Here is a 25,845-nt window from a genome sequence, read left to right as displayed (position 1 = left end):
ATCAGGTCTGATGCGATATTTGGTACCGCCTGGCCATTAACTCCATGACTTCATGGCTTCTTCGAGAGAAACGGGCGGCTCTTCGATATGGGGAGCAAAATCGCTTATGCGGAAAGAAGGGGTGTCTTTCCCTTTATTGACGTTGGCTATAACAGACGCTACAAGTGCGGCCCCCCATTCGGTACGCATTACGGGATTCAGGCTTCCATATTTGATACGGTATCTGACCCAGAGCTGGTACTCCCGGAAACTGAGGGCTTCCTGTGCTTCCGCGATGGTTCTGCCGCCAATTCCGTTGAGGACGAGCTCGCACCAGATTTCATCTTCAGCACTGAGTTCGTCTTTCCCAGTTCGTTGACCTCCTGGATAGCCACCAGAAGCGCTACAGTAAGCGAGCCATCCAGCGCGCCGCGCTCAGGATCCGCCTCGCCGGTAATATCTTTAGCGGTAAACACAGGATTACCTTGTTCATCACAGATTGCAGCGGCAATGTAACCTGCCACACCGTCAATTTTACCGGCACCGGCTTGAATGCCCTGCGTCGCGGCATGGTATCCAGCAGGGCGAATGTAGACCGTTGCCGTAAGCTCCGTGTCCCCCTGCTTCCAGGTAATTTCTTTTTCTACTGGCCGGCCGGTAAACGCGCCCGCTTTTTTCAGGTTATCGAGAGTAAGCTGCATACCAGTCTTTCCTTTCATCAATAAAATAACGCGGGGCCGCTAACCCCGCGCTGGTTAACTGCCCGCCTGTACTTTCGGGACCCAGACAGCCGGTCCGGAACGCTGGACAGAAGCAGAGGTAGCCACGACAGCATTTGCCGCGAAATCAAACGGGAAGTCCGTTACCTTGCCTTGGAAAACAAACCAGGTGCGGTCCTCGGGAAGTGAAAGACCCTCCACTGCTTCCGGATCAGAACCTGTAGCAACAGAGGGAACTGATTCGCCGTCTGACCAGCCAACGGCCCAGGTAATATCTTCCTGGTCATCAGATTCAGACATACGATGCAGCATAAGGTGGCTGGCATTTGCCGGATCTGCGTTGAGGGTAATGGTTGCCGCGCCTGGCGTGCGCAAACCTTTTTTATAGCGCCGCGTGCTGCGTTCACTCAGGCAGGTGTCTTCAATCTGATCGGCAGGGTTCCCGCCCGGGTTAAACGCGGTGATGCACTCCACTTCGCTTACGGCACCATTTGCCAAAACGAAGAGCTGCGTGCCTTGTGTCACTACAGACATAATTATCTCCGGATATAAAAAAACCGGCTCAGGGCCGGTGTTTGAGGGTTATCGCCTGACTATCCAGTCAACATCGAAGGAGTAGCGGTAGCGCCTGGTTTCGGGGTCTTTCTCCTGCCCTCCCCAGCGCGTTATGTAAGCATGCGGCTCAATGGCGTCCCGCAGCGCGGCGGCCACGGCGATCACCTCATCCACCGTGTCGGCGTAGGCATCCACCTGCAGGGTGAACGAGTCGACATCGGGCCTTTGCTTTAGGTAATTCTCCGGAGAGCCGCTGACGTTCTGCCAGACCACGTAGGGGTAAACAACAGCATCATCCTGGAGGCCGAAGGGATAAAGGCGCACAGGGTCAGTTCCCAGTAACGCCGTTACCGCCGGGCTGGCAGCGCAGACGGAAAAGATGGGCGCGATCATGGAGGCACTCCTTTCTTCTGCGCGCGCTTAATGGCGCGGTCGATGGCCTTTTCATATTCGGTGGCGAAAGTGTTTACCACCTCGTTAATACTGCTTTCCGCCGCCGGGCGCATGAAAGGCTGGGCGCGCATTTTCTCGGTACCGAACTCAATCAGGCGCCAGTGTGGGGTCGGCGCGTTCTCGCTGAGGTCAGGATGATTTTTCAGCACGGCGCCGTGCAGTACCCCGATGCGAAAGCCCAGGTTACCGGTTGTTTTGAAAAGCCTGCCGTTCCAGCGCATCGCCACGTTAGCGGCAATGCTGCGCCCGGTTTCCGGGTCGTCGATGCGGCTGGCGTTTTCCTTTGCCTTATCGACAATAACGTTGCCGGCGCGACGGAGCGCCGCCCGCCCGCCGCGCCGCCGCAGGTCATCGCTTATACTGTCCAGCTTGCCCAGCAGCAAATCGAGCCCGGTAATGCTGAAATCAATGCCATCAGCCATCGTTAACCCCCCGGGAGCATGGCAGCGTCAGATATTCGCGCCCGCTTTTGTCGTCCTCCAGCACGCCCTGAATATCGTAAACACGATCACGGTAAAGAATGCGGTGCTTATCCGTGACGTCATCACGCCAGCGGATGGTGATCCGCGTCGTTACCTCATTCTGACCTGCTTTCGCGGCCACAAAATCCCGTGCGGAAAGGTCAGTAACGTTAGCCCACAGTTCGGCCACATCAGCCCAGCCATTAACAACGGCGCCGGTGGCCGGGCTCTGCGTCTTAACCGGCTTCTGTAGTGTGATGCGCTTGTTGAGCTTTCCGGCCTGCATACTCACCCCCCGGGCTTACCGCTAAGGTAAGTGTGCTGTGGAAATTCAGCTTCATTCTCTTCCGCTACCATTGACTGGTAGATCACCGCCGTCAGAGCCTCGTTTGACTCCGCCAGTCGGTTCATCGCTGCTGTCTGGGCTGCCATTGCCGCCAGCAGCTGGTTTACCTGTTGATCGTTCATAGGCGATTTTCATCCACTTTTTCAGCCACTCGCGCCGGGCGGCGCATCCGGAGCAGGCCATCAGTGCCATCTCCTGTGCCGTATCAGCAACGCCTCAACGCCCAGCGGCGTTTCTGTAAGGTTCTGCGCTGCGGCCTCACGATTTGCATACCAGTGACCAATCAGCAACAGCATTGCCGCCCAGATGCCGGAAGTAAAAAGAACCTCACGGGGAGGCTCTTTATCTTCCACTGGCGGTGTCATCGTTTCCACCAGCGCGCCGTCGCAGAACTGCTCAACGTAATCGACGGCCGCTGATGCATAGGCAGCGATAAGCGTATCCTCAGAGTCGCTGTCAACCCTCAGATGCGTCTTTATCTGCGCCATCTGCTCCGCGCTTATTTCCACCTTTACCCCCGGTTTTGGCTTTTTCGGGTTTTTCAGCATCTGGCGTTTCCGCCTTTTCAGGCTCAACCTCTTCGGCCAGATGCATTTTCACCAGCACCTCGCCAATCTCCTTTTTCACGGTGCGGGTTTCGCCCTGTGAAACGGTGCCTAGGTGGTAGTGCGAGAACATACGGAGTGCTTTAATTTTCATGCGGTAAACGCGGCCATTGCTGACCGCGCCCTACTGTTATGCGCCAGAGGAAACGGTCATGCTGCCGGTGACAATTGCCGCCGGGCGGTAGTGCGCCAGCGCCAGGCGCTCTTCACACAGGATGGTCAGCATGTTCTTCACGAAGTTATCGCGGTCCTGGTTGCTGATCTCGATGGTGGCATCCATACGGTCCCAGACCTGAGACGCCAGACCGAACGAGCCGACGGTGAACGTGCCCGCCGCCTGCGCGGTGGTGGAAACCACCGGCAGACCCCACAGAACTTTCGAGGCAAACGCCTGCGGGCCGCCGAGAATGTAGTTGCCGTTGGCATCCTTCAGCAGCGCGATGCGGTGCCAGTCGCGCGGGTTCAGGATAATGCCGTCCGCTTCGAACTCACTCAGTGACACCTGGTAGATGGCGTGGGCGAGAATATCTGCGCCATTGTCGCCATCCGCGTTCAGCTCGGTTTCGTAGTCAGTGCCTACCGTGTTAAGGCCCAGCAGGTTATCGCCGGTACCGTCGCCGTTGAGCATCTGGTTTTCTTCCACCAGCGCCAGGCCGTACATCATGCGGGAATTGATGTAGGACTGGAGCGCCGGGGCATCATCCATAATCTGGCGGGATGCCTGCATCCAGTGCGCGATGGTTTTCACGTTCGCCATTTCTTTGGTGAAAGTGAGGTTACTTTCCGGCTTCAGGGCACCTTCCGCCACTGGCGCCGCGGCGTTGGTGAAGATGTTTTCACGGACGTATTCCAGAGCGTTACTGGTGATGCGCCCCTGCGCCAGCAGATCGCGGACGGTCAGGCGGCGCAGGCCCGGCGTGAGGATGCCCGGTACCTGCTGTGGCTGCACCAGTGCACCGGCAGAGGCCGCGCCTGAGCCGAGTGCTTTATCAAAGCTGGTTACTTTCGTTTTGGCACGATCGCCGTTCCAGTTTTTGATGAGCTCTTCAGAGACACGCTCAGAGAAAGACTTCTTCGCAGTCTGATCCGGCGCGTTGCCGGCAAGCTTTTGCTCGAGGTCGAAGAGACGCTGGCCGGACAACTTCAGTTCGTCCTGGGCTTTGGTCAGGTCTTCCTGAAGCTGCTTGTTAATCTGCCCGTTCTCCTGAATAGCCTTGCGCTGCTCTTCGATCAGGTTTTTTACTTCAGTCTGGGAATTTTCAATCGCTTTCTGAAGGGTTGCTAATTCACTCATGGATAGCTCCGTTAATTGGTCCGCAGGGTAGCGGCAAAGGAAGTAATGCGCTGCGTCAGCGCGTCAATGTCGCCGCCGTCGAACTCGCTTCGACCTGCGGACTTCACGCGGGCGATGAACGCCTGCGCTTCAGCGCGGGTCAGGCCGACTGAATCCCTCAGCCAGCCTTCCGCGTCACGAATGGTTTTGATTCCGTCGATACTTTTCATGGCGGTCACGCCCGCCAGCTCATTGGCCGGAAAAGTGCAGACACTGATTTCCCGCAGATAGGAGATGTTTTTGAAGATGAGGCCACTGGTACCGACGGTGTAATCGTCCGGCCCGACCGAGAAGCCCACCGACATACCTTCGACGGTACCGTGCTGCATGGCGGCTTTCAGATCTTCAGAGATGCTCAGGCCGGGCGTGAGCTGGCCGCGCACAAATAAACCCTTTTCGTCTTCGTGCAGCGCATCCCATTTACCCACCGGGATAGCACGCGTCTGGTGATTGAAGAACATCGCCACCTTGCGGCTCTGGCTGGCGAGCACGCTACTGAATGCACCGGGCAGGATGATGTCGCCGTCAGAGTCAGTGTTATTGAACACCGAGGCATACCCCTCAAAGGTCCCCTTGCTGCCGTCGCCGGTGAACTTGATTTCGGTCTGGTCGAACGCCAGCGTTTTGTGAATATCAGGCATCTTGGCCCCCATAAAAGTCAGGCCCCGTCATTGCGGGGCCCGTTGTTTGTTCCGAGGTCGGTAATGGGTATGTTCTGCGACTGGCGCGTCGCCACATCGCCGCCGGGCAATGGCGGGAGGTTGTCCAGCCTTCGAACTTCGTTAACAGTGCGGATACCGGTATTAACCATGATCTGCATAAACGAGGCACGGCTTGCCGAGTCGCCGCGCAGCAGGCCGTCGAGGTTGTGCTCGGCGTGAATTAAGCCCTGCTCCGACTCCTTAACAATCCAGCGCTCAATGCTGTACTCCCAGCGGTCAAGGTAGGGTTTAAGGGTGTATTGCAGGAAGCCCAGATTCTGCTGCTCGATGCCGCTGCCCCATGACGTGGTTTTCTCAACATCACCGACCAAATGCGGCGGCACGCCGTAAAAGCGCGCCAGCTCCGCCACCTCAAATTTTCGCGCTTCAAGCATCTGCGCATCCTGCGGGCTGATACCGATAGCCTGGGTGGTAAAGCCACTTTCGAGGATCCAGAGACGTTTCTTCACCGGGCCGCCGGCAATTTCCCGGAAGTTCTCCTCAAGCTGACCGCGCTGCTCTTTAGTGAGCACCTTGCCATCTGTCATCAGGATTTGCGGAGACTTGGCGCCGTTAGCGAAGAAATCCCGCTGCTGGTCTTCCATGGCAATAGCAACACCCGCCGCTTTCGCACTGAACGCCAGCGGCGAAAGCCCGGTCAGACCGTTAAAGCCAAAGCCCTTGAGGTGGAAAATCTCTTTCTGGCTAAATTCGGCGTACTCAGTGTCTCGCCGGTAGCGGTAGACAATGCGTTTTCTGTCTTCCAGACGCACTTCCATGTTGGCGCTCATCAGCGGGATCAGGCTGATTACATCGCCCGCCCGGTTGCGCTCAATCAGCGCATAGGCGTTGCCGTAGGCGCAGAGTTGCATGGTCATGGCCTCGCGGAACTCCAGCGCGGTCATAAAGTTATTGGGCCGGAAGCGCAGCAGCTGCGCCAGCGGGTGTTTCGGATCCGCCTTGCTGCGCTGCCCGTCCTTCGTTTCGTAAATATCCAGCGGGAGGCTGGCGGTTACGGTGGAAATCAGCCGGATACAGGCCCAGACGGTACTGATCTGTAGCGTTCGCTCGTCCGTTACAACGGACTCTCCGACGGTGCCGCTCGCTGACGTGCCCGCCATCTGCGAGCCGTTATCGGGCGTCACCAGGCGCCCGCCTGTAAAGATTGCAGCCATGCGCGCCCAGAATGGCGATCGTGTCCGCAGGTCAATGCTGTAGTCGGTATCTGCCATGCTAGATGCTCAAAAAGTTGTAAATGAAATCGTTGACGTCGCCCTGGTCCTCTACCTCATCGCTGGTCTGCGCGCCGATGGACATCGCCAGCGCAACCATGCCATCAATGCGCCCGCTGGATTTGCCTTTCACAAACTTGCGGTTGCCGGCGGGGTCAGTAATGACCGTGGCGTTCTTGGCGCACATTTCGAGGATGGGATGGTTTCCGTGCTTCAGTTGCGCGCCGAGCAGTTTAGCTTCCAGCTCCCTGAGCGCCGGTGACATGGAGACAAAGCCCTGGCCGAATTCCACGAACCGCTCGAGCTCTACCTCAGTGAAACCAGCGTCAATCAGGTGCGGGCGAAGGAACCGCATGTTGTAGCGGTCGAACGCCAGCGCCCTGACGTTGCAGATGTCGAAAACGCGCCGCAGCTCGCGGGCAATAAAGGCGTATTCAATGGCCTTGCCGGGCGTCGTGTTAAGAAAGCCCTGCCTGGCCCAGATGTCATAGGGAACACGGTCGTTTCGCGCCTTGTCCGCAAGCCCTTCCTCGGGCAGCCAGAATTTACAGTGCACATCGCCCTGCGTTGTATTGAGCACCAGCGCGGTCAGGTCCGACACGCTGGAAAGGTCCAGCCCGCCCCACACGGTTTTACCAGTGAGATCGTCCGGTTCTTCTTTGTTCATGTGCCAGACGGTCTGGCTGACGAACGGGCTTTTCGCCTCGACGCGACGGTTAAGCACCAGGTTCTCAAACTCTGCCTGGCGCGACGGCAGGCGCTTCGCGCTGGCCGCCATATCCAGCACTTCTTTCTGGTTCATGAACACATCGAATGCCGGGTTTGCCAGCCTGATGGCTTCAACCGAGAAAGGATCGATATCTTCCGGCGCAGTCTGGAGCCGTACCACCGTCCGCGGATCGGCACCAGTCAGGCCATCATCAATCAGCAGGCTGAGCAGGTCGCTCGCATCGGGCGCCTGGGTACTGATAATGATGGAGATGGGGTTATCCTGAGCGGCGGTCGCGGTTTCCAGTGCTTCATAAAGCGGGTCTCGCGGCCCGCGTACCTGCCCCAGCTCATCGTGCGCGACAAAGCGCGGCGAAAAACCGTAGGCGGTTGTGGCCTCGGCGCTCAGCGCACGGTAATAAGAGCCCAGCTCAGGGCAGTGAATTTCCTTCGCCGAATCCTTGATAGCCACATACTGCATCAGCACCGGGTTCATCCGGCACATCTTGGAGGCAAGGTTAAACAGAATGGCCGCCTGGTCTCGCGAGCGCGCGGCAGAATACAGCTGTGAGTTAGGCGCCGCCTCCGGACCCACCAGATAGAGCAGCATCAGCATGGCGGTTTCAACGGTTTTGGCGTTCTTGCGCCCGCGGCTGATGATCGCCCGGCGCGTGCCATGCTTGTTGTCGAAAATGGCCCTGAAATCATCCTTCATAAACTCAGCCATTTTCAGTGGCTGGCCGACGAACTTACCTTCAGGAATAACGATGTTTCTTTCGCACCAGAGGATATTCCTCTCGGCTCTTGTCAGAGTTTTTTTAGCCATCAAAGAGCCTTAATCAATTTCCCAGGGCTTTTTCTCCCGCGCCATATTGTTGTTAGCGCGGCCAACCGTCTTGGGATCGGCAGTCGCCTGGCGGGTAATTCGAAGGCGGGTCGCCAGGGAGGATGCGGAGCGGACCTCGCGCTCGCGCATCGTGAGCAGCTTGTCGTAGCGCTTCAGCCCGTCTTCACGTGACAACCACTCCATCTCGAATTCTTCAATCTGGGTGGTGAGCAGCCGGGCCTGCACCACATGACGGCAGTACATTTCCATCATGTCGCGGTGCGTTTCGGTGAATGAGCTGGCCGGGTTGTCATTGACCAGCCGGATCCAGACGTTTATCTCCGGGTCGCTGAGGTGTAACGACGGCTGCAGCCTGCTTTCAGCCAGGGCCGGAAGCGAGACGGCCGACGTCGCGGCAAGAGATTTTCTGCCTCGCTGTGCCATCGCATTTTTCCTTTTTTTCTGGACGTTTTTAAAAAAAAGACTGAGGGCGCGGTCTTTAAAAATTTGCCGCCAGACTTTTGCCCCTCCCCCCTGCCTTCATGCCTAGCAAATGAGAATCAGTCTCATTTCTCGATGATCCGCAGGTTTTCGGGGTAAGGACGGGCTGGCGCCAGTCGTTCACCAATGCCGAGCGGGAAAGTCAGGCTGACCGTCGGCAGCATCTCGCCAACCTCATGGCTGAAGGTGATCGCAGTGACGGCATTGAAGCTCACACCATCAATGCTCAGCTCCACCAGCTTGCCGTCGCGGTATTCAATCTTCAGGTCTTTCATAAGATTTAACCTTCCATCTGCATCTGAGCACCAATGAAGCCGAAAGCAATGGTTGCCTCGCCTTCTGGATACTCAGCAATTACATCACGAAGCTTTTGCTCGGCCTCTTTCACTTTTGCCTGCTGCTCTTCAGATAGCGAAGCAATTAGACCTTTGAACATAAGCAGCGTCTGCTCGTCGTAATTCATTCGATGCTCCTGTTACCAGATAACCCGGCCGTCACTGTCGAACTCTGTTACCGTTCCGCCCTTCTCAAGGCGTTGCTTAACCGAGTCGTGGCAGCGTTTGCATAAACTTTGTAAATTTTCCGGATCATGGAAGAGTGTTTCATCGCCCTTGTGTGGGGTGATATGGTCAACGATGGAAGCGGACACTACCTGGTTTCGCTTGAGATGAAACTCGCAGAGCGGCTGCTTCTGCAACTGATGGTAGCGGAGCCGGTACCAGCGTTTCGTGTTATAGAGGTGATGCCATGGTGAGTTAGAAGCCATACGCCGGACCGTTAATAGAGACGTCCATAAAAGCCCCTTAGCGACCGCGAAGGTCATTCCAGAGCAACCCACCAGGCTTCACTGCATTTTTGATCGCATCGTTAATTGCATCGTGCAGCCCTTGTTGATGACGATTCGTTAAGGATACCTGTGCATTGAGGGTGGTATTGATAGATTTGAACAAATCGCTTTCGCGCACGGCATCAAGCACCGCTTGCTCAGAGGTGAGCAGTGGGCCGGAGTCGCGGCGCTTCACAGCGTGGCTGACCGTGTTGTTGTGCAGCGGAGAGAACATCATCAGGCGCTCTGCTGTGAAAGCGCCTTGTGATGGTCACAAAAAACCGCCCGGAGGCGGCTTCTGTTCATTCTGGCTCTTTATCACCAGATTCTGGTGCTGAGCCAGGATCATCTTTTTTGGTTGTTTCTGACTGCTCCGGCTTATCGTCATCTACATTGTCCGGGATGGGGCTAAGGTCAGGATGGTCACCATTAACTGGACGGTCAGTCATATGAACCTCTCTTTTCACTTAAAGGATCTTAAGTCTAGTCAATTCAGGAGCCATGCCAAAATATGTCGGTGTAATCAGCATCGGTACGTTTGAAAACGCAACTGGCGGTGCTAGCTATAAGCCAAGCCAATTAATAAGAAGCCGTAAACTAACAAAAGCACGGAATGCCAACACTAAAGATGCATTTGATTTGTAATTTATCAGAGAGCTGTTATTGTTGCCCCGCTGTTAAAGCAAGAAGCACATAAAAAAGATTGACTCATAATTGCCTCCGCACCGGAGGCTTTTTTTTGCCTGTTTTTTATCAGTAATTTTGAATTCATTATTCTCAGTTAGTGCATAAGGCCCTTACTGTTAGTCAACGAATTATCTAATAGTCCTTATCTGAGAATTAGCTGAAGCCGTTGATAATGCTTATACATAAAACAAATTTATCCCTCTGGAAACACTTCAAAAGATAGCGAATAGTTATAACGTTAGACTATGTGTGGCCATTGGCCCCCTTCTGGTGTTTCAACAGAGGTTTCACCAGAAGGGCTGTTTTTCTGCAATTACTTCACCGCGTTATACCAGACCTGCCAGCGATACTTATCAAGCCGAAGCTGGCGCAGACATTCTGCCGTCTCAACATCAGCCTGCAGGTCTTCGTCGCTGTTCCTGCCAGCATCACTTGCCTTGCACGGCTCCTGCATCAAATCCGCTGATGGAGTTGGCAGCGTCGATAGCTCGCTGGCGCAGCCGGACAGACTCATCATCAAAATCACAGCGGGTACGATTCGGGTCCTGAACATATTTCACCACGTCGCGGGTTATGGTTCGGTAGATGACTTTGCCTTCACTGGTGGCCTGCGCCGCTTTTTGCTCGCCCGCCTGAATGATTTTTTCGGCATTCTGTTTCTTTTTGGCCGCCAGCGCATTGATATGGTCAGCATGTGCATACCAGCCTTTGCGGTAGCGTATTTCACCGTAGCCAACTGCCAGCAGAACCAGTGAGAGGAAAACAAGCAAGAGCGTTCGAAGGCTAAATGTCATCTTTGCTCTCCGCCAGGCACATGGAGCGCTCCATTTCGCGCCGGTTCTGCAAGCCCTTCCACTTCATACCGCCTGCATAGACCCAGCGGCGCATTTCTTCGCACGCGCCAGCCTGGTCGCCGCGGTTCAGCTTGCGAAGCAGAGTTGATTTAGAGAAGGCATCCGCACCAACGTTGAACACGAAGCTGTAGAGCGCCGCGCGCTGGTATTCGCCGAGCGGAACCTTAACGAGTCGGTCAACTGTCTTTTTAGCGGGTTGCAGGTCTTTCCAAAGGAGTTGGTCGCATTCGCGGTCGGTGTATTTCTTGCCGATCACGATGTCGCGGCCCGTATGCCCGTCACAAACTGTCCAGACTCCGGCAACGTCTTTGTAGGCTTCATACTTGCGCCCTTCCACGCCGTCCTGACCGCCAAGGAATACCGTTGCGATAGCGATAGAGCCAGCACCCGCCACGGCAATAAGCTTGTTACGTAATGAAGCAGATATTGCCATGGTTATTCCTCTTTGACTTGTTGAGGACCAGCGGGCCAGCGCTCATAAGCCTGAATCTGAGCCATCGTCGTTTTGCGCTTGTAATACCAGTTGATGCCGAAGGTCATAATCGCGACCACGATGCCAACGATAACGCCGACGGCGCTCCACTCGTCAGGACTGAGCCGGGTAAGCAGACTATTGGCTACCGTCCCGGCAGATGCGCCGTAAGCAGCGCCCGTAGCCAGTTTGCTCATATCAAACATTTCTCTTACCTCCGTTTGGTGGAGGCTGTGCGTAGTGAGGGAATGGCCGTCAGGCATTCGTTACAGGAGTTGAATTAGCGCTGATTGCCTGCGGCCAAAGAAAAGCCCGGATGAACCGGGCGGAAATCGGGAATAAAAAAAGCCAGCCCGGTCAGAGCTGGCGATTAACACACATGCAGTCTTTTTTCCGTGTCGGAAACCATTTGATAACCACATCTGGCTTTAGTGGTTCGCATCAGATGCAATGAGGGAGTCTCTTGCTAACGCGTTCAGATACACGGGTTTCACCAGATAGTTAATTATTAGCAGACAAATATTACCGTCAATAATACAAAGCCATTAAAGACGTAATGGTTACTGCGCAGCGGATAAAAAAAGGCCAGTTCACAGAGAACTGGCCGAGTATCAGGATTAACTCAAGTAAGCTAATTATGACGTGGCGCCGGGGTTGGGCCGGGGAGATGTTGTCGCCACGGTTAAAATATAGATGCCCGGATAAGCGAAGGGGTGACTCCGCTCACAGAGCGAGTAAATCTTTATTCATGCTGGTGGCTGTAACGGGCCATCAAGTACCGAAGCCTCTTCTTTCATCGCTATCCAGCCGCTGGTTCCGGCAAAATGCCAGACGCCGTTAACTAATTCACCTGTCTCATGGTGCCGCGTTTCTTCCTGCGAGTAATACGCCACCAGCTTTTCGCCAGCGTAAAGCACCCAGTAAAAGCCCTCTTCCATCCCTGCCTCCAGTAATTGTTAAGCACAAAGCCAGACGGTGGAATTATAGAGTGCAAGGAAATCTGCACGAGGAAAGCGAATCGATTCTGTTGCCTGGTTCACATAGCCATCAATGAAGCACTTGCAATAAAAAGGCCCGCCGAAGCGAGCCTTTAAATAGCTTGTGCATTGTTACGCTGCGTGCAGTTCCAGGGACTTGCCCAGCGCCGCCAGCGCCTTTTGTACCGTGTCGATCTTTGTTGAGTGGTGAAGGTCAAAAAGTCGTGTCACTTCCTGCTTTTTAATCCCCATGCGCGCCGCCAGCTCAACCTGAGTTAAGCCGGAAGCAAGAAAGGTATTAAGCAGCAGCACCTTCGCCGCCACGCTGGCGGGCACATCAACATAATCACCCGTTACCGTCGACGGTGCAGGCACTGGCCGGCCATCCTCGAAATAAAAGTCGAAGGATGTCACCAGCGCATCAAGCGCCATCGCCAGCGCCTCTTCCCGGTCGTCCCCCTGCGTCAGAGCTTCGGGAATATCCGGGAAAGATACAACGTAGCCGCCAGTATCCGGCTCAAGGTTTACGGGGTATCGCATATTGTCTCGATGAAGCTTTGCCGAGTAACCAGCCCCGAAGGGCTGGTTTGTTATTTAAGGCCTAACTGCTTGATTATCGCCTTTCGCAGTGGTTCTTTTAGCTCAGCGCCGGGATGCCGTGGCATTACGCTTACTTTCCCGTTGTATCTCAGTTTCAGATGGTTTGTACCGTTTGAAACCTCGACCCCCTGAGCTTCAAGCCACCGCCTGAACTCGTTTTGCTTCACCGCTCCTCCATTCTGTTGAACATGTGATTATAGTAAGCATTTATGCTTACCAAGTCAACAGAATTGTTTACCCGAAAACGAGATAAATTAGGTTTTTGAAATAAAAAAACCCGCTTCGTGTGAGCGGGTTTTGAACGGTGGATATACAATGCCCATCGTTAATGTCAAATCTAAGCAAAAACGGCAAACATTGCAAGTATCGTGATGCTAAATGTTGTGATTTATATCAAAACCCCATTATTGGTTACGCGTTTAAGCTGTGCATCGCTGTAGCTTTCCTCTTCAAAGCACTTGGTGACCAGGCGCTCATAGAAAGGCTTCCAGTTATAACGCCATGTGCGCTCTGGCAGCGCAGGCAACTGAGCGAGGATGCCACGATAAGCAACTGAGGATTTCGGCCTGCTGTACCCCCTTCCTTCGCAGCGTTTGCATTCCTTATAAACCGGCACGCCCTGAAATTCGGTCTCTTTCCTGTCGAGTGTTTTCCCGGTACCGCCGCACTGGCAGCGCTTACTGATTTTCCCGCTGCCCTTACACTTGCTACATAGCTGGTGGTCAACGTCTGTTACTTGCCGGAATTTTTCGAAGTCCGACGGTGATTGCCGCAGATCTTTAGCCCACTGCGGCAGACGCATCGTGTAGTGGCTTTTCGTAACTGTGGTCGTTTTTGTTACCAGCCCCTTGCCGCTGCACTTTGGACACTCGTAAGAATCCGCAGCAGATGAGGCGTAATCGTTATAGGCGAACGTCGCGAGGATCCGCATACAGAGAGGGAACTTCTTCCCGGCGGCGCGGCGCAGCGCCAGCGGGGCTTTTTCTTTGGCGTACTCCGAGAGCCAGGCGATTGCCGCTTCCCGGTCCTGCTGGCTTACAGCGGCTTTACCCAGGAACATAGCCAGGCCTATGCCTGCCTCGGCCTGAGTCATACCCAGCGCGGCCATAACATCCGTAACGGTTAACTGCTCGCTTGCTGTAGCGCGCGGGCTGTCGGAAATGTGCATCCCTTTCGGGGCGAAAAATTTAACGATGCCATCTAAGTTCATGCGGTGGTCTCCACTCCACTACGCCAGAACGCCGATTGCCAGCGCCCTGTCTAAAAAACGAAAAATCAGCTCAAGCTGCGAGCCGTATTTCTCTTCGAATGCCACGGGGTCCCGGTGAAGCTCGTCGTGATGCTTTCTGCACAAAGGCAACACAAAGAGGTCATGGGCTTTTGTACCCATTCCACCCTGCCCGTGGCCTATCAGGTGGTGGGGGTCGTCTGCCTGCTGGTTGCAGCACGCGCACGGCTGCTGCTTAACCCAGCGGGTGTAATTCGGGTTTTCCCAGCGGCGACGCTTCGGTCGAAGCATGAAGCTTTCCGGCGACTCCGGGTCAACCTTCAGCGCCAGCAGCTGCGGCTGTTCGTCCTGCCCCGCCTGCGGGGTTTCGTTGCTACTGCATTTCGCCGCGGCGCCAGCACGCCAGGCTTTTGCTCTGAGAACTTCCGTTACAGGTAGCGAGGGAACCAGGTCAATTTCGCGGGTCACTGACTGAATTGGTTCCGCCGGCAGCCGCAGCGCGCGGCGGGTGATGCTGTCCGGCAGCGCGTGAGTTACTTCCTCGCGTAGCGCCCACCAGCAGAGTTCCGGCAGCGTAAGCTCATGCGAGTCATCGAACCCCAGCGCGCCGCGGGCCATCGCTATAACCCAGGCTACCACATTAACCCGGGCTATTTCTGCAAGCCGTTGCGTATGCTGGCCGCTCAACACGTTATCGCAGTGCCAGCACACTCGGATCGCGCCGGGCGCATGGCGAAACGTCTTAAGTTCGTGATGGTGGTAATCGCTGTGCGGGTACTGGCAGCCGCCCTCCTGGTTCATCAGCCATCGCTCAAGTGACGGCACACCACCCGCTGCGCGGATCACGTCTTCATGGATGAAGAAGCCCGACAGCGCGGTATCTTCCGCCAGCGGCTGCCGTGCGGGCGGCAGTGCCCCGGTTGCCAGGTGCGCCATGCTGGCGGGCGGAAGCTCCACCAGCACGCGGCCAGAGGTGAAGATAGGCATCAGGTCAGCGCCCGGGCGCAGCAGCACGATCCCCATGCCGCGCGCAATTTCGGGAGTAAGTAAAGCTCTCACGTTCTCCCCTTAATGTACGGTGTCGAGCAGGCGGAACAGCTCCGGCGCCCGTGATTCAAAGAAATGCGGCTGCGTCTCGCGCGGGTTCGCCGGGCTGGTGATGTTCTTGCCGTACATGCACCCTTTCGCCGTCAGCGACCAGAATTTCTTAATGCCGTTAACACCGGAACGGCTCCGGCGCGTCTTCTGCTCCACAATGCCCAGCTTCGCCAGCTGGTGGTAAACCTGATTGGCGGTCAGCCGGATACCGTTAGCCTTCAACAGCGCGCTGAGTGACTGCGTGGGGCGGCTGCTGCCGTCCATCGCATCCACTGGCGCATCGATGGCGTACTGCGGTGCCAGGTTCGGCAGGCCCGCGGCCTCCTGGAGTTTCTGGCACGCGCCGAGCACAGAGGAATTGGAAAGATTCAGCGAGCGCTGCATGAAATCGAGAAGGATCACACCTGCCTGCATTTTGTCAGCTGCCTGGCTGATTGCCTGCTGGCTTACGGCAGCGTCAAACGTCCGGATCACTTTCAGGTTGAATTCGGGGCTGATCCACATCGCATAGGAATAAACCAGCTCCTTGCAAACAAACGTCCCCTGACCTGCGCCACCTTTGATTACCGATACAGGGATTCCTGTATCGCTCAGTAATTGCACCAGTTCACCGGTCTGCTGGAGGTTGCGCCAGAGCGTTGGCTCATGACGTCGCTCGCCTCCAGCTGCACGATGCAAATCGTTGAGGCAGTAGCGCCCCTCCGGATCACGGCGAACGGTCACACCATCGATTACCATTAACTGATTCATGCGTTTCTCCACTTAGTCAGGCGGCTGCAACCGCCGGTTCGTATTTACAGATCGTTATTTCGACTTTCCCTTTCTTAACTACTGGCCCCCATTCCACCAGCATGCGGCAAACCTGACTGTCGTCCTCCCAGATCCCCGCATGGGTAAGCGCGTCGAACAGCGCTTTGTTGTAGTTATCGATATCGCGGCGGCGGGCATCCGGCGGGAAAAGAATAATTTCCACCGCCGCCAGCGCGCTGCTGGGTTTAGGCAGTTTGCGGAGCTGCTCGATAATCGCTGCACATGCATCGCTCTGATATGCCCGCCCTTTGGCACTGATGAGATGGCGACCAGCCAGCGGCCCTTTATTCGGGGCGCGCCAGTAGGTGTTAACGCTCGGGGGAAAAGGCAGGGTCAGCTTCATACAGAAACCCCGCGCGATTTGAGAAACGCGAATGACTTCTCCCAGGCTTGCTCTTCTCCAAGCACCATGGAGCGCAGAAGCGCTACGGCTTCCTCCTCAACACTCTGGCCGTTGATGGTTATGCCGCGTGCCACGCCCGGATCTATACTGATTGCGCCGCGACGCTGGAGTGAGCGCAGCATGTCGCCTGCGGCGTTTGGGGATGTGGCGCCCATGAGGCAAGCCACTTCTTTCTGTGTCGGCGGGTAGCCGTGTTCTTTAATGAAGCCCTTGAGCAGAGCCAGCACCTCCTGCTGGCGAACCGTTAAGCGTTGGGTATTTGTCATGCCACCTGCTCCCGTGTCTCTACTGCGGCCCGAACGCAGGCGCGCAGCACCCGGATGTTGTTCCAGCTTTTGGGCTCAATCGAACCGGCCACCCGCAGGAAATCTTCAATCGCAAGGCCGTACTCCTGCTCTGCCTCATCAGCGACAATCGCCAGGCGCTCCTGCGTATCGTGCCGGGCGGCATCATCTTCAAAGGCGAAATCATTCAGCGCCATAAAGGCCTCGAGCTTCACCTTGTTGTTGTGCTTTCTGATAAGCCCCAGCGCACGGTTAATCACATCCGTTGTCACCGTAACCAGTGATGGCTGCTCTACCGAATCAGCGGCCCAGCTGTGCGCGAAGCGGGATTCATGGAAGGCATATTGCTCTTTCGCACCAAAGGCCGCCTGAGCGCAGGCCCAAACCTCAACGCCGCTTTGCGCCAGAATGCCCGCAGAGCTGAGAGGAAACTCAGGTTCAGAGGGCGGTTCAACCTGCTCTGCTTTTTCCTCAGGCTGCGGATCTTCTTCAACTGCCGGCGTAACGTTTTCAACCACACGTGGCGCCGTGCTCGCCAGCATGCGCTCTGCCTCACGACGAATTTGAGAAAGAAACGCGGCGCCGCGCGCTTCCAGTTCATTACGGCTGATGTAGCTCATCGCCGGACCGCGCCAGGTCTTATCGAATACCACCACAGCACCCGAGAAGAATGCGCCGCTTGGAACCTGCTTTTCATTTTTCGGGATAAACCACTTCGGCAGGTCGAAACCAATACGGCCACGGATAAAGGCAACGTGATCCGCATCCTCCGGCCACCACACCTCACTGGTGGCTGCCTTAATCAGGAATACGTAACGCCCGCCCTTTTCCCGCATCGCGCTGGCGTGCTGCATGATGTAGCGCATACCAGTGATGTATTCGCCTTCGTGCTGCGAAGCGCGGCTGTAAGGCGGGTTGCCATATGCGGCGCCGTTGAGCTCAGCCAGTCTCGCAGACCAGTCCTGCGCCAGCGCGTTATCTTCAGCGGTGTAATACGCCTCGCATTTTGAATTCTCGCCATCAGAAAACAGGTCCAGCACCAGCGGTCCAAACATGGCGTTGATGCCCCAGAATATGTTGTCAGGCGTGCGCCACTGGTCGCCGACTTCCTTAAGCTCGTGTGCCCCGCGGCTGCGCAGTTCGGCAAGCGCCTGGCAATAGGGGTTATGTGTCATCACTGCTCATCTCCTACGTAATTTCCGGCCAGATACCAGGAGCGCTCTTTATGGCTGCTCACAAGTTCGAGACACTGACGGCGGCGGTTTGCGTAATGCTCCCGCTGCTGGTCTGTCTTTGACGCTGCCATAAGGTCAAGGCACTTATCGCCAGCGCGGCGGTAATAACCCTGGCTCAGCAGTCGCTTCAGCTCGGCTTCCAGCATCTGGATTTTGTCGGAGGCGCACAGCGCACCCGGTGCATCTTCAGCGGCTGCGGTATACACATAACGGCCGTCTTCGAAGCGGCGAGTAACCTTTCCGGAAAGGTGCAGGCGACTCACTGAAGTGGTGAGGTTTGTCTTCGCTTCACCTTCAAAAGCCTTCATCAGCTCAGCGAACGCGATGCCCGGCTGCGAGATGATTGTTGAAAGAACCTGATCCTGTAATTTCATCCTCTGAACCCCGCTGGAATTGTCGTGTCTACCTGGCTAACTGCGTTTACGTCTCTTTCACGGCTATGGCCCCATTGCTCGCGTGGCGGACGTTTACGGTCATTCCAGCGCGTAGCATTGAGCAGATAGCCTTCGAACTTGCTCGGGATGAAAAGCGTTTGCGGGCGCATGTAGTCGTACCATTCCGTGTCGCGCCATTGCTCCTGCTTGTAGTCGACGACAAGCTGGAGGTCTCCCACGGTGTGGCCTTCGCGCAGCCGGGCGCGGATGTTTTCGAGAGAGGATTTAGAGTTCTGGTAGCGGGCTCCCGTTACCTGGTTCAGATGTTTCAGAACCTCGATAGCCTGATCTGTAATTTCCTGTTCAGGGTCCGGTAGCGAAGCGCCCGGACAAGAAGGTTTTTTATCTGATGGATCTGGTTTTGAATTTACTGACGGATCCCCGCCAGATTCTGACGGGTCAAAACCGCCAGCCAGACCGGATTTTGACGCCTCAAATTTTGACGGGTCAGATTCTGATGCGTCAGGTTTTGACGTGTCAGAAACTGACAGGTGAGAAAGCGCAGCAGCCTGCAGCTTTGTCACGTTCAGACGGTACACGTTCGAGGCGTTGCGGTTGCCGTTGCGGCGCTGCGTACGAGTAAGCCAGCCCTCTTTCTCCAGCTTCGCGATCGCCGTTCTGATGGTGCTCGGGCCTGCGCCAAGTTGACGCGCAATGGTTTCGATAGAAGGCCAGCAAACGCCTTCATCGCTGCTGAAGTCAGCAAGGCGCGCCATGATAGCGACGCTGGATAACTTCATGCCCGACGCTGCGCAGCCATCCCACACGTAGCCGGTTAACTTAGTGCTCATGCATCAACCCTTCTGAACTTCTCACGGAACCGTTCAACAGGCTGCATGCAGTCGTGCGGATAGCCGGCGCGCCGGAAGATAACCTGTCGTTTTTCACGGTCGTAACCAACGACGTGGACTTCAACGCCGCGCCAGTCGCGGTACCGTCTGTCGAGATCTTGCATACGAGGTTCTTCGCTTTACGGTTGAATGCCCCCACGATGAGACGTGCGCGACTGTGGTTACACGGAACCCAGCGGCCTGATACCATGCGCTCATACCGAAACGACGAGGTACCCTGCACAGGAATAGCCCGTAGTTGCGGTAAGCGGTTATTTATCGTTAAACTGTTCATGCGTTAGTTTCTCCACTGATACGACACGCCACGGCGCCCGGAGCTGCACACTCGCGGGCGTCACTCTTTTCTGGCGCACAAAAAACGCGATACAGCAGCGTTAAGTGTTCCTGCCACTTCTGCATTACCTGGTAACTGTTTTCTTCAATCTGTGCGCGCTCTGCCTGGTCAATTACTCCGTCAGCCGTTGCTTTGCGGATATAGGTCGAATGCTTGCCAATCCACTCGATGGACTCCATTAGACGCTGATTGATGTCGGCGTTATCGACATCCTCGATATCCACCAGCGGTACATTCACGCTGTTTGAATGGCGCGATACAGCATCAGCAATGTGCTTAGTGCCGCTGGCCTGTTGCAGAACCATCGCCCATCCCATCGGGAAAATCTGGTCACCCCCGGTACGCAGGCGGTTAAACAGTGCATCTTCGGTAACACCCAGCCAGTCAGCGGCTTCCGCATACCCACCATGAAGGCTTGAAATGGTTTTCTTTATTGCTGCCACCAGCCAGGCTGGTTGCTTTTCTACTTGCCAGTGCTCATTACCCACGGTTAACTCCTTGAATCTGTGGTTTAACTCTTTACCGTCTCGCTATGTAATTAACGAAACACATCAGGACGGAGCTTTTCTTTAGGAACCCCGGTTAACTTCTCGATAGATACGGTGTGCTTAATGGGTACCTTCTTTTCACGGTGTAGCCAGTTCCATACTTGCTGTTGCTTAACTAGGCCGCCGGCCTCTAAAGAAATTTTTCTGGCTAACTCAGACTGACCACCAGCAATCTCAATAGCCTCAGATAACGCGCTTTGTTCAGGCGTCATAACGGTCCCCTTTACCTATGGTTGAAAGTTGTGAGATACGATGATTGTACAACTATCACAACTTTTATCACAACTTTTAGGTGTTGGAAAGTCAAAACATAAAGTTGTAGTCTCGCCAAAACAAAAGGGGGAGTTGTGGGTACACTTGCTGAACGGCTAAAGAAAGCGCGGGAAAAGGCAGGGCTCAGCCAGCTTCAGTTAGCTGAACGGGTTGGCCTGACTCAACAGTCCATAGCCAAAATTGAAAATGGCGTGACGGAGCAGCCGAGGAAAATTAAACAGTTGGCTCTTGTACTGGGTGTCACTGCTAATTGGTTACAATATGGCGACATTGACGCTAATGGTTCCTATTCAGAAATGATTGTTAAGGAATGGGAAAGTACTTCAGCTGATCCTGATCTTTTTACGGAAATTCCTATTTTGGATATTGAATTATCGGCAGGGAATGGCTGCGAAGCCGAAATCGTTGAATCTGAACTTTCTACATATCCTCTCAGAAGAGATGAGCTTAGGCGAGCAGGTGTTAGCGCTTCGAGTGCAAGAATCGTTAATATTCTTGGAAGCAGCTTGTATCCCGTGCTGACTAATGGAGATAAGGTCGCTGTAGACCTGAGCCAGACGAGTCCAATTAGAGACGGTGATTTATATGCTTTAAGAGATGGCGTATTATTAAGAGTAAAAATACTTATTAATCGGCCAGATGGTGGTTTAATTTTAAGAAGTTTTAATAAAGATGAGTACCCTGATGAAGTACTCACCTATGAAGAGAAACAGGCACGGATTCATGTTATCGGCCGTGTGTTTTGGTCCTCTCGCTCATGGTAAAGCTTCAATAAGCATTTCTTCCGTGATGATTTTTATCTGAGCACCATCATCTCGGTATGTAACTGCTTTTTCAATTTTCCTTCCGTGACTGGAGAAGCGCCAGTCGCGTGAAGATAGCGTCCCTATGACAAGGTAATCTATTCTTTTAGTAACTCCACTACTGATAGTTCCGCCTTGTTTTTGGATTAAATCTTCAATTGCTGATCTTTTTCCTGCTAAGAATATGCCTGTAAGGCAAAATGCTTTCCCGCTAACTTTCACATCAGCAATATCATCTACTGGAAGTCTTGTTGCCAAACCATCAACAGTTCCGCTATCAAGATCGCAACCGGTAAAATCAATAAGCGCTTTATGCAGAACTTCGCTTTCCTGGAGAGTAATTTCGCCATTACTTAAAATATCCTTTACTAAGCGATAAAGCTCCTTTCCTGGATAGTTTGCTTTGAGTGCCCCATTCTGCGTTAACCACCAGTCAAGGTATTTGATCTCTTCCTGGCTTAAAACCCTGTCAGAAATTAACCCCTTACATAGTCCATTCAAAAGATGCAGATCTGACTCGGTAGAATAAAAATCTATCTCTGGAATATCTAAAATTTCAGATTGTACTTCATGAAGGTATTGTTTGAGTTCTTCTCTTTCTTCTGCGGTAATTACTCCATCGTCTAGGATGCTCGCAATTCTTATTCGCAGGCTCTTAATTATTCCATTCCCGATAAGTTGGTCGGCCTCTAACAACCAAGTATCAAGGTAGATAATCTCTTGATCCGTCAAGTTTCCATCCGAAAGAATACCATCGATGATGGATATAAGGTTTGCAAATAGCTTATCTCTGTTGCGCGTGTAGTTAAAAACTTGCTGCTTCTCTTCCATAACACCTCCTTCTTCTTTTTTGCTCATCCTTGCATCAACCACTACTTCAATCAAACCACATAAAGTTGTTGACAAGCGTAACAGCCACAACTACATTACACCTTAAAGTTGTTATAAGCGAACAGGCAGGACGCCCACGAAGTAGCCGCCGGTGGCGCATGAATGACCGGATGATTCGCTGAGACAAATTTAAGGAATGTTGGCGGGAGACATAAAAGCGCCATTACAACTCAGCGCCTTACTAAAGAATTGGATCAGGCCAGACGTTTTCAGTGCTTCTCTTGTTGAGAGTCACTTTGATCGGATTTCTGCAAATTCCGGAGATGCCTTTGCAGCTCTGAAATCAACGTTTCAACCATTTCTGGAGGAAACGCGAAAAATTGAGACCGGTTTTCAGTGTTAGTGCCGTCTGCGGAGTAAGTCAGGTAAGTGAGTTTGAGAGCAAGCGCCTGGTAACCGGGTAAAGGTCCAGCCTTCCAATCGGTAACCGGAAAGACAGAGGTGCGATTCTTAATAGCCATGTGAAAACCTCGTATATGCAGAAGGAGAAACTAAATCCTTAAAGTTAAAGCAACTACCGGATCATACAGCGGAACTAACAATTATTTAAGCTAGCAAAAACTGTAGGTAGTAAATCCTGTTTTGGTAGTTCGCCCTGTTACGTGCAGATACAGCTGCCAGCTTTTTCAGGGCTCAGCATTCTGGCTCCCTACGACCTGGTGCCAGAACCCTGAGGATGATGTTTGGTATCTTTCGGCGGTACAGGTTTCCCTTACTTTCCTGCTACCGCCACTTTTTTACGCAACATGTGAGCGCACCACCGGCCGGACGGCTCATAACCCAATCCGTGCCGGGCACCGTGATAGTCGGTAGCGCGTGCTGGTGCTCTCACATGTTGTGTGGAGAAACTAACTACCGGCGGTGGCAGCCGCCTTTCTGAGGGTAAAACCGATGAGTAATGAACGTTTGACCAAAGTGCCCGAATTCCTGGGCGAACTGGACGGCGGTGTGTTCGAAAACAAAGTCGCCGCTGCGCTGAGTGAAGTTGCGTTCGGCGTGCTGAACAACGGCACCAAGGGGAAAGTTACCGTGACCTTTGAGCTCGACCGCATGAGCAATTCCGTCGAAGAGAAGCGCGTAATGATTAAGCACAAGCTCGCTTATGTGCGCCCTACCCCGCGCGGCAAATCCTCGGAAGAGGACACCACCGAAACGCCGATGTATGTGAACCGCGGCGGCAAGCTTTCCATTCTGCAGGAAGACCAGGGGCAGCTCTTTACCCTGGCCGGCGATCCTGATGCGAAGCTGCGCGCCAAGCAGTAAACCCGACCATTCACCCAGTTAAGGAATAACCATGTCTCACTCTTTAGACGCAACCGCTATCGATAAAATTGCCGATCTGACCCTCTCCCGCTTCATGGAAGAAAAGCTTGAAGGCGTTGACTGCCCTGCCGCCGTTGTTCCGCAGAGCGCCCGAATCGACAGCCTCGAATCCCTTTGCCTGCAGCGCTTCCGTTTCCGCGGCAAAATGGTGACGGCCAGCATTGAAGACTTTGCCCGCTACTCTACCGGCTACGCTGCACAAGGCACCCGTTGCTTTATAAATGCCGATGATATGCGCGCCGTTGCGGTATTTAACCTCGGCACCCTGGATAAACCCGGCCACGCCGACAATACCGCGCTGCTGGCACTGAAGAAGACCGCACCCTTTTCCGCGCTGTTGTGCATCAATGGCGAACGGCATACACAAAAAGAGCTGGCCGAATGGCTGGAAGACTGGTCTGAAAACCTGCTCGGCTTTGACGCGGACGGCCAGCCGATTGATGCGAAGAAGTCGGCAGCGGCGATCCGCAAAATCTCCATCGAGTCTATTCAGAAAGCTGACTTTGAAGATGGCGACTTCAGCGGCAAGCGCTCGCTGATGGAAAGTGTGGAAGCCAGAACGCAGGACATCATGCCGGTAGCGTTTGAGTTTACCTGCGTGCCGTTCGAAGGTCTGGCTGAGCGTCGCTTTAAGCTGCGTCTGAGCATCATCGGCAGCGACCGCCCGGTTCTGGTGCTGCGCATCGTCCAGCTGGAAGCCCAACAGGAAGAAATGGCCGCCGAGTTCCGCGACCTGCTGGTTGAGAAATTCAAGGACAGCCAGGTAGAAACGTTTATCGGGCAGTTCTCAGCTTAATTCGCTGCCTTAAATGCCTCGCCTGAGGGGCATTTAGTGAAGCGTAATTCTTTTATTTATCCCCACCCGGCGAGGGATTCGCTCAACCAAAAATCAGCGCGGTGCAGCGCAAAGTTAAGTGGAGGAACACGCAGTGAATTACGAAATTACTCAGGAGCTAGCCGATGCCAAGCCCCAGGTGAAATACGTTTCATCAATCTGGCAGCGGTTGATTCCTGCCACCAGCAACGACATCTGATTTAATCCGGGTGCAGCCGGTAAAGTGGAGAATAAGCCATGAAGCAAATGCTCACGCTTGAGGAATGGGCAGCAGAGAAATACCGGAGCAGTCCACCAGCTTTGAATACTCTGCGCCGATACGCTAAGCAAAATATGTTTTCCCCACCAGCTATGAAACAGGGTCGCAAGTGGCGAGTAAGGGAAGATGCAGAACTTGTAGGCGAATTGGCTAAGCCGAATATCCGAAAGACTGACTCGCCAATACTTCAGAGGATTCTTGCTGATGGCAGCTCGACCACGTAAAAACAATGTTTTTGTTCCGAACCTTTACCCTCTCTACAGTAGAAAGGTGAACAAAGTTTACTGGCGCTATAAACATCCCGTCACAGGTAAGTTCCATGCGCTGGGTACCGATGAGGCAGAAGCTATAGCGATTGCTACAGAAGCTAACACGCGCCTGGCGGAACAGAGAACCCGGCAAATTCTGGCGATCAGCGACAGGATCGCCACCAGCAAAGGCAAAGCAATCACGGTTTCTACATGGCTGGATAGATACTGGAAGATTCAGGAAGAGCGGCTGGCGACGGGCGACATCAAACTGAACACATTCAAACAGAAAACCAAACCGGTTTCGTTATTGCGAGAGCGAGTCGGTATGAAGCTGCTCCCATCAGTGGATGTTCGCGATATTGCTCAGTTGCTCGATGAGTACGTCACTGCCGGTCAGCCGAGAATGGCTCAGGTCGTAAGAACTGTGCTGGTAGATATTTTTAAAGAAGCGCAGCATGCTGGTGAAGTTCCTCCGGGTTACGATCCAGCTTCAGCAACTAAAAAGCCCCGCCGAAAAATTACCCGCCAGCGCCTCAGCCTGGAGGAATGGCAGCGGATATTCGAAATTGCAGACGCCAACCACCAATATATGGGTAACGCTATGTTACTGGCTTTGGTAACTGGCCAGCGCCTGGGTGATATTTCGAGGATGAAGTTTAGCGATGTCTGGGATGATCAGTTACACGTTATTCAGGAGAAAACAGGAAGCAAAATAGCGATCCCATTATCGCTTCGCCTGAATGCCATTAACTGGAGTTTGCGAGATGTTATAGCGCGCTGTCGGGATTACGCGGTTAGCCCTTACCTCGTCCATTTTTTCAGGGCCACGTCGCAAGCAGAACGTGGCGCACAAGTTAAAGCGAACACGCTAACCATGAATTTTAGTAAGGCTCGGGATAAGGCAGAAATTGACTGGGGGGAAGGAACGCCAGCGACATTCCACGAGCAGCGCTCGCTATCTGAACGTCTTTATAAGGAGCAGGGGATTGACACTAAAAAGTTGCTCGGCCACAAGTCGCAGCAACAGACCGATCGTTACAACGACGACCGAGGGAAGGACTGGACGACGATTGCAATTTAGGTTTTTGGGGTGGGGTTTTGATAACTTGTTTTGATAAAATTTTGATAACCGTTCGAAAACTAATAATAA

43 protein-coding genes are annotated in these 25,845 nt (G+C 54.0%); 5 read left to right on the top strand and 38 right to left on the bottom strand.

Features of this window, described 5'->3' with window-relative positions:
* Window positions 1-36: 36 nt before the first annotated feature.
* The 36 genes from ACU4F7_RS08730 to ACU4F7_RS08555 all read right to left on the bottom strand — a co-directional run bounded on the left by ACU4F7_RS08730 (window position 37) and on the right by ACU4F7_RS08555 (window position 20,272).
* Window positions 37-201, bottom strand: a complete 165-nt coding sequence (locus ACU4F7_RS08730; protein WP_419144535.1) for a phage tail assembly protein T — start codon at window positions 199-201, stop codon at window positions 37-39.
* A complete protein-coding gene (locus ACU4F7_RS08725; protein WP_481638447.1) occupies window positions 198-680 on the bottom strand; it encodes a phage tail assembly chaperone family protein, TAC in 483 nt (160 codons plus the stop codon). The genes ACU4F7_RS08730 and ACU4F7_RS08725 overlap by 4 nt, the downstream gene beginning before the upstream one ends.
* Window positions 681-734: 54 nt before the next feature.
* Window positions 735-1,232 (bottom strand): phage tail tube protein, encoded by a 498-nt coding sequence (locus ACU4F7_RS08720; protein ID WP_024559569.1) that lies wholly within the window; start codon window positions 1,230-1,232, stop codon window positions 735-737.
* A 48-nt stretch (window positions 1,233-1,280) separates the two neighbouring features.
* Window positions 1,281-1,646: a DUF3168 domain-containing protein gene (locus tag ACU4F7_RS08715; RefSeq protein ID WP_338464526.1), complete on the bottom strand. Its 366-nt coding sequence runs from the start codon at window positions 1,644-1,646 to the stop codon at window positions 1,281-1,283.
* Window positions 1,643-2,128: an HK97-gp10 family putative phage morphogenesis protein gene (locus ACU4F7_RS08710; protein ID WP_481638446.1), complete on the bottom strand. Its 486-nt coding sequence runs from the start codon at window positions 2,126-2,128 to the stop codon at window positions 1,643-1,645. Before ACU4F7_RS08710 ends, ACU4F7_RS08715 begins: the two co-directional genes overlap by 4 nt.
* Window positions 2,121-2,453, bottom strand: a complete 333-nt coding sequence (locus ACU4F7_RS08705; protein ID WP_007898351.1) for a phage head closure protein — start codon at window positions 2,451-2,453, stop codon at window positions 2,121-2,123. The genes ACU4F7_RS08710 and ACU4F7_RS08705 overlap by 8 nt, the downstream gene beginning before the upstream one ends.
* Window positions 2,454-2,455: 2 nt before the next feature.
* Entirely contained in the window at window positions 2,456-2,635 is a 180-nt protein-coding gene (locus ACU4F7_RS08700) for a hypothetical protein (RefSeq protein ID WP_481638445.1), read from the bottom strand.
* 60 nt (window positions 2,636-2,695) lie between these two features.
* Complete coding sequence (locus tag ACU4F7_RS08695) at window positions 2,696-3,001, bottom strand: head-tail connector protein (protein ID WP_481638444.1); 306 nt, start codon at window positions 2,999-3,001, stop codon at window positions 2,696-2,698.
* Window positions 2,970-3,212, bottom strand: a complete 243-nt coding sequence (locus ACU4F7_RS08690) for a hypothetical protein (protein ID WP_481638443.1) — start codon at window positions 3,210-3,212, stop codon at window positions 2,970-2,972. Before ACU4F7_RS08690 ends, ACU4F7_RS08695 begins: the two co-directional genes overlap by 32 nt.
* Before the next feature lie 36 nt (window positions 3,213-3,248).
* Complete coding sequence (locus tag ACU4F7_RS08685) at window positions 3,249-4,412, bottom strand: phage major capsid protein (protein ID WP_481638442.1); 1,164 nt, start codon at window positions 4,410-4,412, stop codon at window positions 3,249-3,251.
* 11 nt (window positions 4,413-4,423) lie between these two features.
* Window positions 4,424-5,092 (bottom strand): HK97 family phage prohead protease, encoded by a 669-nt coding sequence (locus tag ACU4F7_RS08680; RefSeq protein ID WP_481638441.1) that lies wholly within the window; start codon window positions 5,090-5,092, stop codon window positions 4,424-4,426.
* A gap of 17 nt (window positions 5,093-5,109) precedes the next feature.
* The gene (locus ACU4F7_RS08675) at window positions 5,110-6,384 is read right to left on the bottom strand and encodes a phage portal protein (protein WP_481638440.1); all 1,275 of its coding nucleotides are present in this window, start codon (window positions 6,382-6,384) and stop codon (window positions 5,110-5,112) included.
* A 1-nt stretch (window position 6,385) separates the two neighbouring features.
* The gene (locus ACU4F7_RS08670) at window positions 6,386-7,918 is read right to left on the bottom strand and encodes a terminase large subunit (RefSeq protein ID WP_481638439.1); all 1,533 of its coding nucleotides are present in this window, start codon (window positions 7,916-7,918) and stop codon (window positions 6,386-6,388) included.
* A gap of 9 nt (window positions 7,919-7,927) precedes the next feature.
* Window positions 7,928-8,362, bottom strand: coding sequence for a hypothetical protein (locus tag ACU4F7_RS08665; RefSeq protein ID WP_481638438.1), 435 nt, complete (start codon window positions 8,360-8,362; stop codon window positions 7,928-7,930).
* Between the two features lie 122 nt (window positions 8,363-8,484).
* Complete coding sequence (locus ACU4F7_RS08660) at window positions 8,485-8,694, bottom strand: serine acetyltransferase (RefSeq protein WP_338464523.1); 210 nt, start codon at window positions 8,692-8,694, stop codon at window positions 8,485-8,487.
* A gap of 5 nt (window positions 8,695-8,699) precedes the next feature.
* On the bottom strand, window positions 8,700-8,882 hold the full coding sequence (locus ACU4F7_RS08655; protein WP_024558478.1) for a hypothetical protein: 183 nt from the start codon (window positions 8,880-8,882) through the stop codon (window positions 8,700-8,702).
* A 12-nt stretch (window positions 8,883-8,894) separates the two neighbouring features.
* Complete coding sequence (locus ACU4F7_RS08650) at window positions 8,895-9,185, bottom strand: HNH endonuclease (RefSeq protein WP_302425250.1); 291 nt, start codon at window positions 9,183-9,185, stop codon at window positions 8,895-8,897.
* Between the two features lie 37 nt (window positions 9,186-9,222).
* Entirely contained in the window at window positions 9,223-9,483 is a 261-nt protein-coding gene (locus ACU4F7_RS08645; RefSeq protein ID WP_338464522.1) for a hypothetical protein, read from the bottom strand.
* A gap of 64 nt (window positions 9,484-9,547) precedes the next feature.
* Complete coding sequence (locus ACU4F7_RS08640) at window positions 9,548-9,694, bottom strand: hypothetical protein (protein WP_338464521.1); 147 nt, start codon at window positions 9,692-9,694, stop codon at window positions 9,548-9,550.
* A 666-nt stretch (window positions 9,695-10,360) separates the two neighbouring features.
* Complete coding sequence (locus ACU4F7_RS08635; protein WP_338464520.1) at window positions 10,361-10,726, bottom strand: hypothetical protein; 366 nt, start codon at window positions 10,724-10,726, stop codon at window positions 10,361-10,363.
* On the bottom strand, window positions 10,716-11,219 hold the full coding sequence (locus ACU4F7_RS08630) for a lysozyme (protein WP_338464519.1): 504 nt from the start codon (window positions 11,217-11,219) through the stop codon (window positions 10,716-10,718). The genes ACU4F7_RS08635 and ACU4F7_RS08630 overlap by 11 nt, the downstream gene beginning before the upstream one ends.
* A gap of 2 nt (window positions 11,220-11,221) precedes the next feature.
* Window positions 11,222-11,464 (bottom strand): phage holin, encoded by a 243-nt coding sequence (locus tag ACU4F7_RS08625; protein WP_338464518.1) that lies wholly within the window; start codon window positions 11,462-11,464, stop codon window positions 11,222-11,224.
* Window positions 11,465-12,004: 540 nt separating this feature from the next.
* Window positions 12,005-12,196 (bottom strand): hypothetical protein, encoded by a 192-nt coding sequence (locus tag ACU4F7_RS08620; protein WP_048888288.1) that lies wholly within the window; start codon window positions 12,194-12,196, stop codon window positions 12,005-12,007.
* Window positions 12,197-12,367: 171 nt separating this feature from the next.
* A complete protein-coding gene (locus tag ACU4F7_RS08615; protein ID WP_024559404.1) occupies window positions 12,368-12,775 on the bottom strand; it encodes a type II toxin-antitoxin system HicB family antitoxin in 408 nt (135 codons plus the stop codon).
* 50 nt (window positions 12,776-12,825) lie between these two features.
* Complete coding sequence (locus tag ACU4F7_RS08610; RefSeq protein ID WP_024559403.1) at window positions 12,826-13,002, bottom strand: type II toxin-antitoxin system HicA family toxin; 177 nt, start codon at window positions 13,000-13,002, stop codon at window positions 12,826-12,828.
* 221 nt (window positions 13,003-13,223) lie between these two features.
* Complete coding sequence (locus ACU4F7_RS08605; RefSeq protein WP_338464517.1) at window positions 13,224-14,045, bottom strand: antitermination protein Q; 822 nt, start codon at window positions 14,043-14,045, stop codon at window positions 13,224-13,226.
* An 18-nt stretch (window positions 14,046-14,063) separates the two neighbouring features.
* Window positions 14,064-15,122: a DUF968 domain-containing protein gene (locus tag ACU4F7_RS08600; RefSeq protein WP_481638437.1), complete on the bottom strand. Its 1,059-nt coding sequence runs from the start codon at window positions 15,120-15,122 to the stop codon at window positions 14,064-14,066.
* A 9-nt stretch (window positions 15,123-15,131) separates the two neighbouring features.
* The gene (locus tag ACU4F7_RS08595; protein ID WP_338464515.1) at window positions 15,132-15,911 is read right to left on the bottom strand and encodes a KilA-N domain-containing protein; all 780 of its coding nucleotides are present in this window, start codon (window positions 15,909-15,911) and stop codon (window positions 15,132-15,134) included.
* 16 nt (window positions 15,912-15,927) lie between these two features.
* Window positions 15,928-16,314 carry a RusA family crossover junction endodeoxyribonuclease gene (locus ACU4F7_RS08590; protein ID WP_338464514.1) on the bottom strand — a complete coding sequence of 129 codons (387 nt, stop codon included), beginning with the start codon at window positions 16,312-16,314 and terminating at the stop codon, window positions 15,928-15,930.
* Window positions 16,311-16,640, bottom strand: a complete 330-nt coding sequence (locus tag ACU4F7_RS08585) for a LexA family protein (RefSeq protein ID WP_338464513.1) — start codon at window positions 16,638-16,640, stop codon at window positions 16,311-16,313. The genes ACU4F7_RS08590 and ACU4F7_RS08585 overlap by 4 nt, the downstream gene beginning before the upstream one ends.
* Window positions 16,637-17,833, bottom strand: coding sequence for a phage N-6-adenine-methyltransferase (locus ACU4F7_RS08580; protein ID WP_338464512.1), 1,197 nt, complete (start codon window positions 17,831-17,833; stop codon window positions 16,637-16,639). The genes ACU4F7_RS08585 and ACU4F7_RS08580 overlap by 4 nt, the downstream gene beginning before the upstream one ends.
* A complete protein-coding gene (locus ACU4F7_RS08575) occupies window positions 17,833-18,267 on the bottom strand; it encodes a PerC family transcriptional regulator (protein ID WP_338464511.1) in 435 nt (144 codons plus the stop codon). Before ACU4F7_RS08575 ends, ACU4F7_RS08580 begins: the two co-directional genes overlap by 1 nt.
* Window positions 18,264-19,118 (bottom strand): conserved phage C-terminal domain-containing protein, encoded by an 855-nt coding sequence (locus tag ACU4F7_RS08570; RefSeq protein WP_349950712.1) that lies wholly within the window; start codon window positions 19,116-19,118, stop codon window positions 18,264-18,266. The genes ACU4F7_RS08575 and ACU4F7_RS08570 overlap by 4 nt, the downstream gene beginning before the upstream one ends.
* Window positions 19,115-19,282, bottom strand: a complete 168-nt coding sequence (locus ACU4F7_RS08565; protein ID WP_014728436.1) for a DUF4222 domain-containing protein — start codon at window positions 19,280-19,282, stop codon at window positions 19,115-19,117. Before ACU4F7_RS08565 ends, ACU4F7_RS08570 begins: the two co-directional genes overlap by 4 nt.
* Window positions 19,283-19,448: 166 nt before the next feature.
* Window positions 19,449-20,000 (bottom strand): YmfL family putative regulatory protein, encoded by a 552-nt coding sequence (locus tag ACU4F7_RS08560; protein ID WP_014728435.1) that lies wholly within the window; start codon window positions 19,998-20,000, stop codon window positions 19,449-19,451.
* 50 nt (window positions 20,001-20,050) lie between these two features.
* Complete coding sequence (locus ACU4F7_RS08555) at window positions 20,051-20,272, bottom strand: YdaS family helix-turn-helix protein (RefSeq protein ID WP_481638436.1); 222 nt, start codon at window positions 20,270-20,272, stop codon at window positions 20,051-20,053.
* Between the two features lie 135 nt (window positions 20,273-20,407).
* Between ACU4F7_RS08555 and ACU4F7_RS08550 the strand changes: the two genes are divergently transcribed.
* Window positions 20,408-21,097 (top strand): XRE family transcriptional regulator, encoded by a 690-nt coding sequence (locus ACU4F7_RS08550; RefSeq protein WP_481638435.1) that lies wholly within the window; start codon window positions 20,408-20,410, stop codon window positions 21,095-21,097.
* Here ACU4F7_RS08550 and ACU4F7_RS08545 read toward each other — a convergent pair.
* Together ACU4F7_RS08545 and ACU4F7_RS08540 are read right to left on the bottom strand one after the other, a co-directional pair.
* Entirely contained in the window at window positions 21,089-21,967 is an 879-nt protein-coding gene (locus tag ACU4F7_RS08545; RefSeq protein WP_481638713.1) for a BRCT domain-containing protein, read from the bottom strand. The two genes, ACU4F7_RS08550 and ACU4F7_RS08545, sit on opposite strands and share 9 nt — an antisense overlap.
* 269 nt (window positions 21,968-22,236) lie before the next feature.
* Complete coding sequence (locus ACU4F7_RS08540) at window positions 22,237-22,488, bottom strand: hypothetical protein (protein WP_024559539.1); 252 nt, start codon at window positions 22,486-22,488, stop codon at window positions 22,237-22,239.
* 430 nt (window positions 22,489-22,918) lie between these two features.
* On the opposite strand from ACU4F7_RS08540, the gene ACU4F7_RS08535 reads away from it, so the two are divergent.
* The 4 genes from ACU4F7_RS08535 (at window position 22,919) to ACU4F7_RS08520 (ending at window position 25,776) form a co-directional block, all read left to right on the top strand.
* Window positions 22,919-23,290 (top strand): hypothetical protein, encoded by a 372-nt coding sequence (locus tag ACU4F7_RS08535; RefSeq protein ID WP_024559521.1) that lies wholly within the window; start codon window positions 22,919-22,921, stop codon window positions 23,288-23,290.
* A gap of 31 nt (window positions 23,291-23,321) precedes the next feature.
* The gene (locus ACU4F7_RS08530) at window positions 23,322-24,146 is read left to right on the top strand and encodes a YfdQ family protein (RefSeq protein ID WP_024559538.1); all 825 of its coding nucleotides are present in this window, start codon (window positions 23,322-23,324) and stop codon (window positions 24,144-24,146) included.
* 276 nt (window positions 24,147-24,422) lie between these two features.
* Complete coding sequence (locus ACU4F7_RS08525; RefSeq protein WP_024555881.1) at window positions 24,423-24,668, top strand: excisionase; 246 nt, start codon at window positions 24,423-24,425, stop codon at window positions 24,666-24,668.
* The gene (locus ACU4F7_RS08520) at window positions 24,649-25,776 is read left to right on the top strand and encodes a site-specific integrase (protein WP_024555882.1); all 1,128 of its coding nucleotides are present in this window, start codon (window positions 24,649-24,651) and stop codon (window positions 25,774-25,776) included. The genes ACU4F7_RS08525 and ACU4F7_RS08520 overlap by 20 nt, the downstream gene beginning before the upstream one ends.
* Window positions 25,777-25,845: the final 69 nt, after the last annotated feature.

Source organism: Franconibacter pulveris (assembly GCF_056780215.1).
This window is presented reverse-complemented; position numbering and strand designations above follow the sequence as displayed.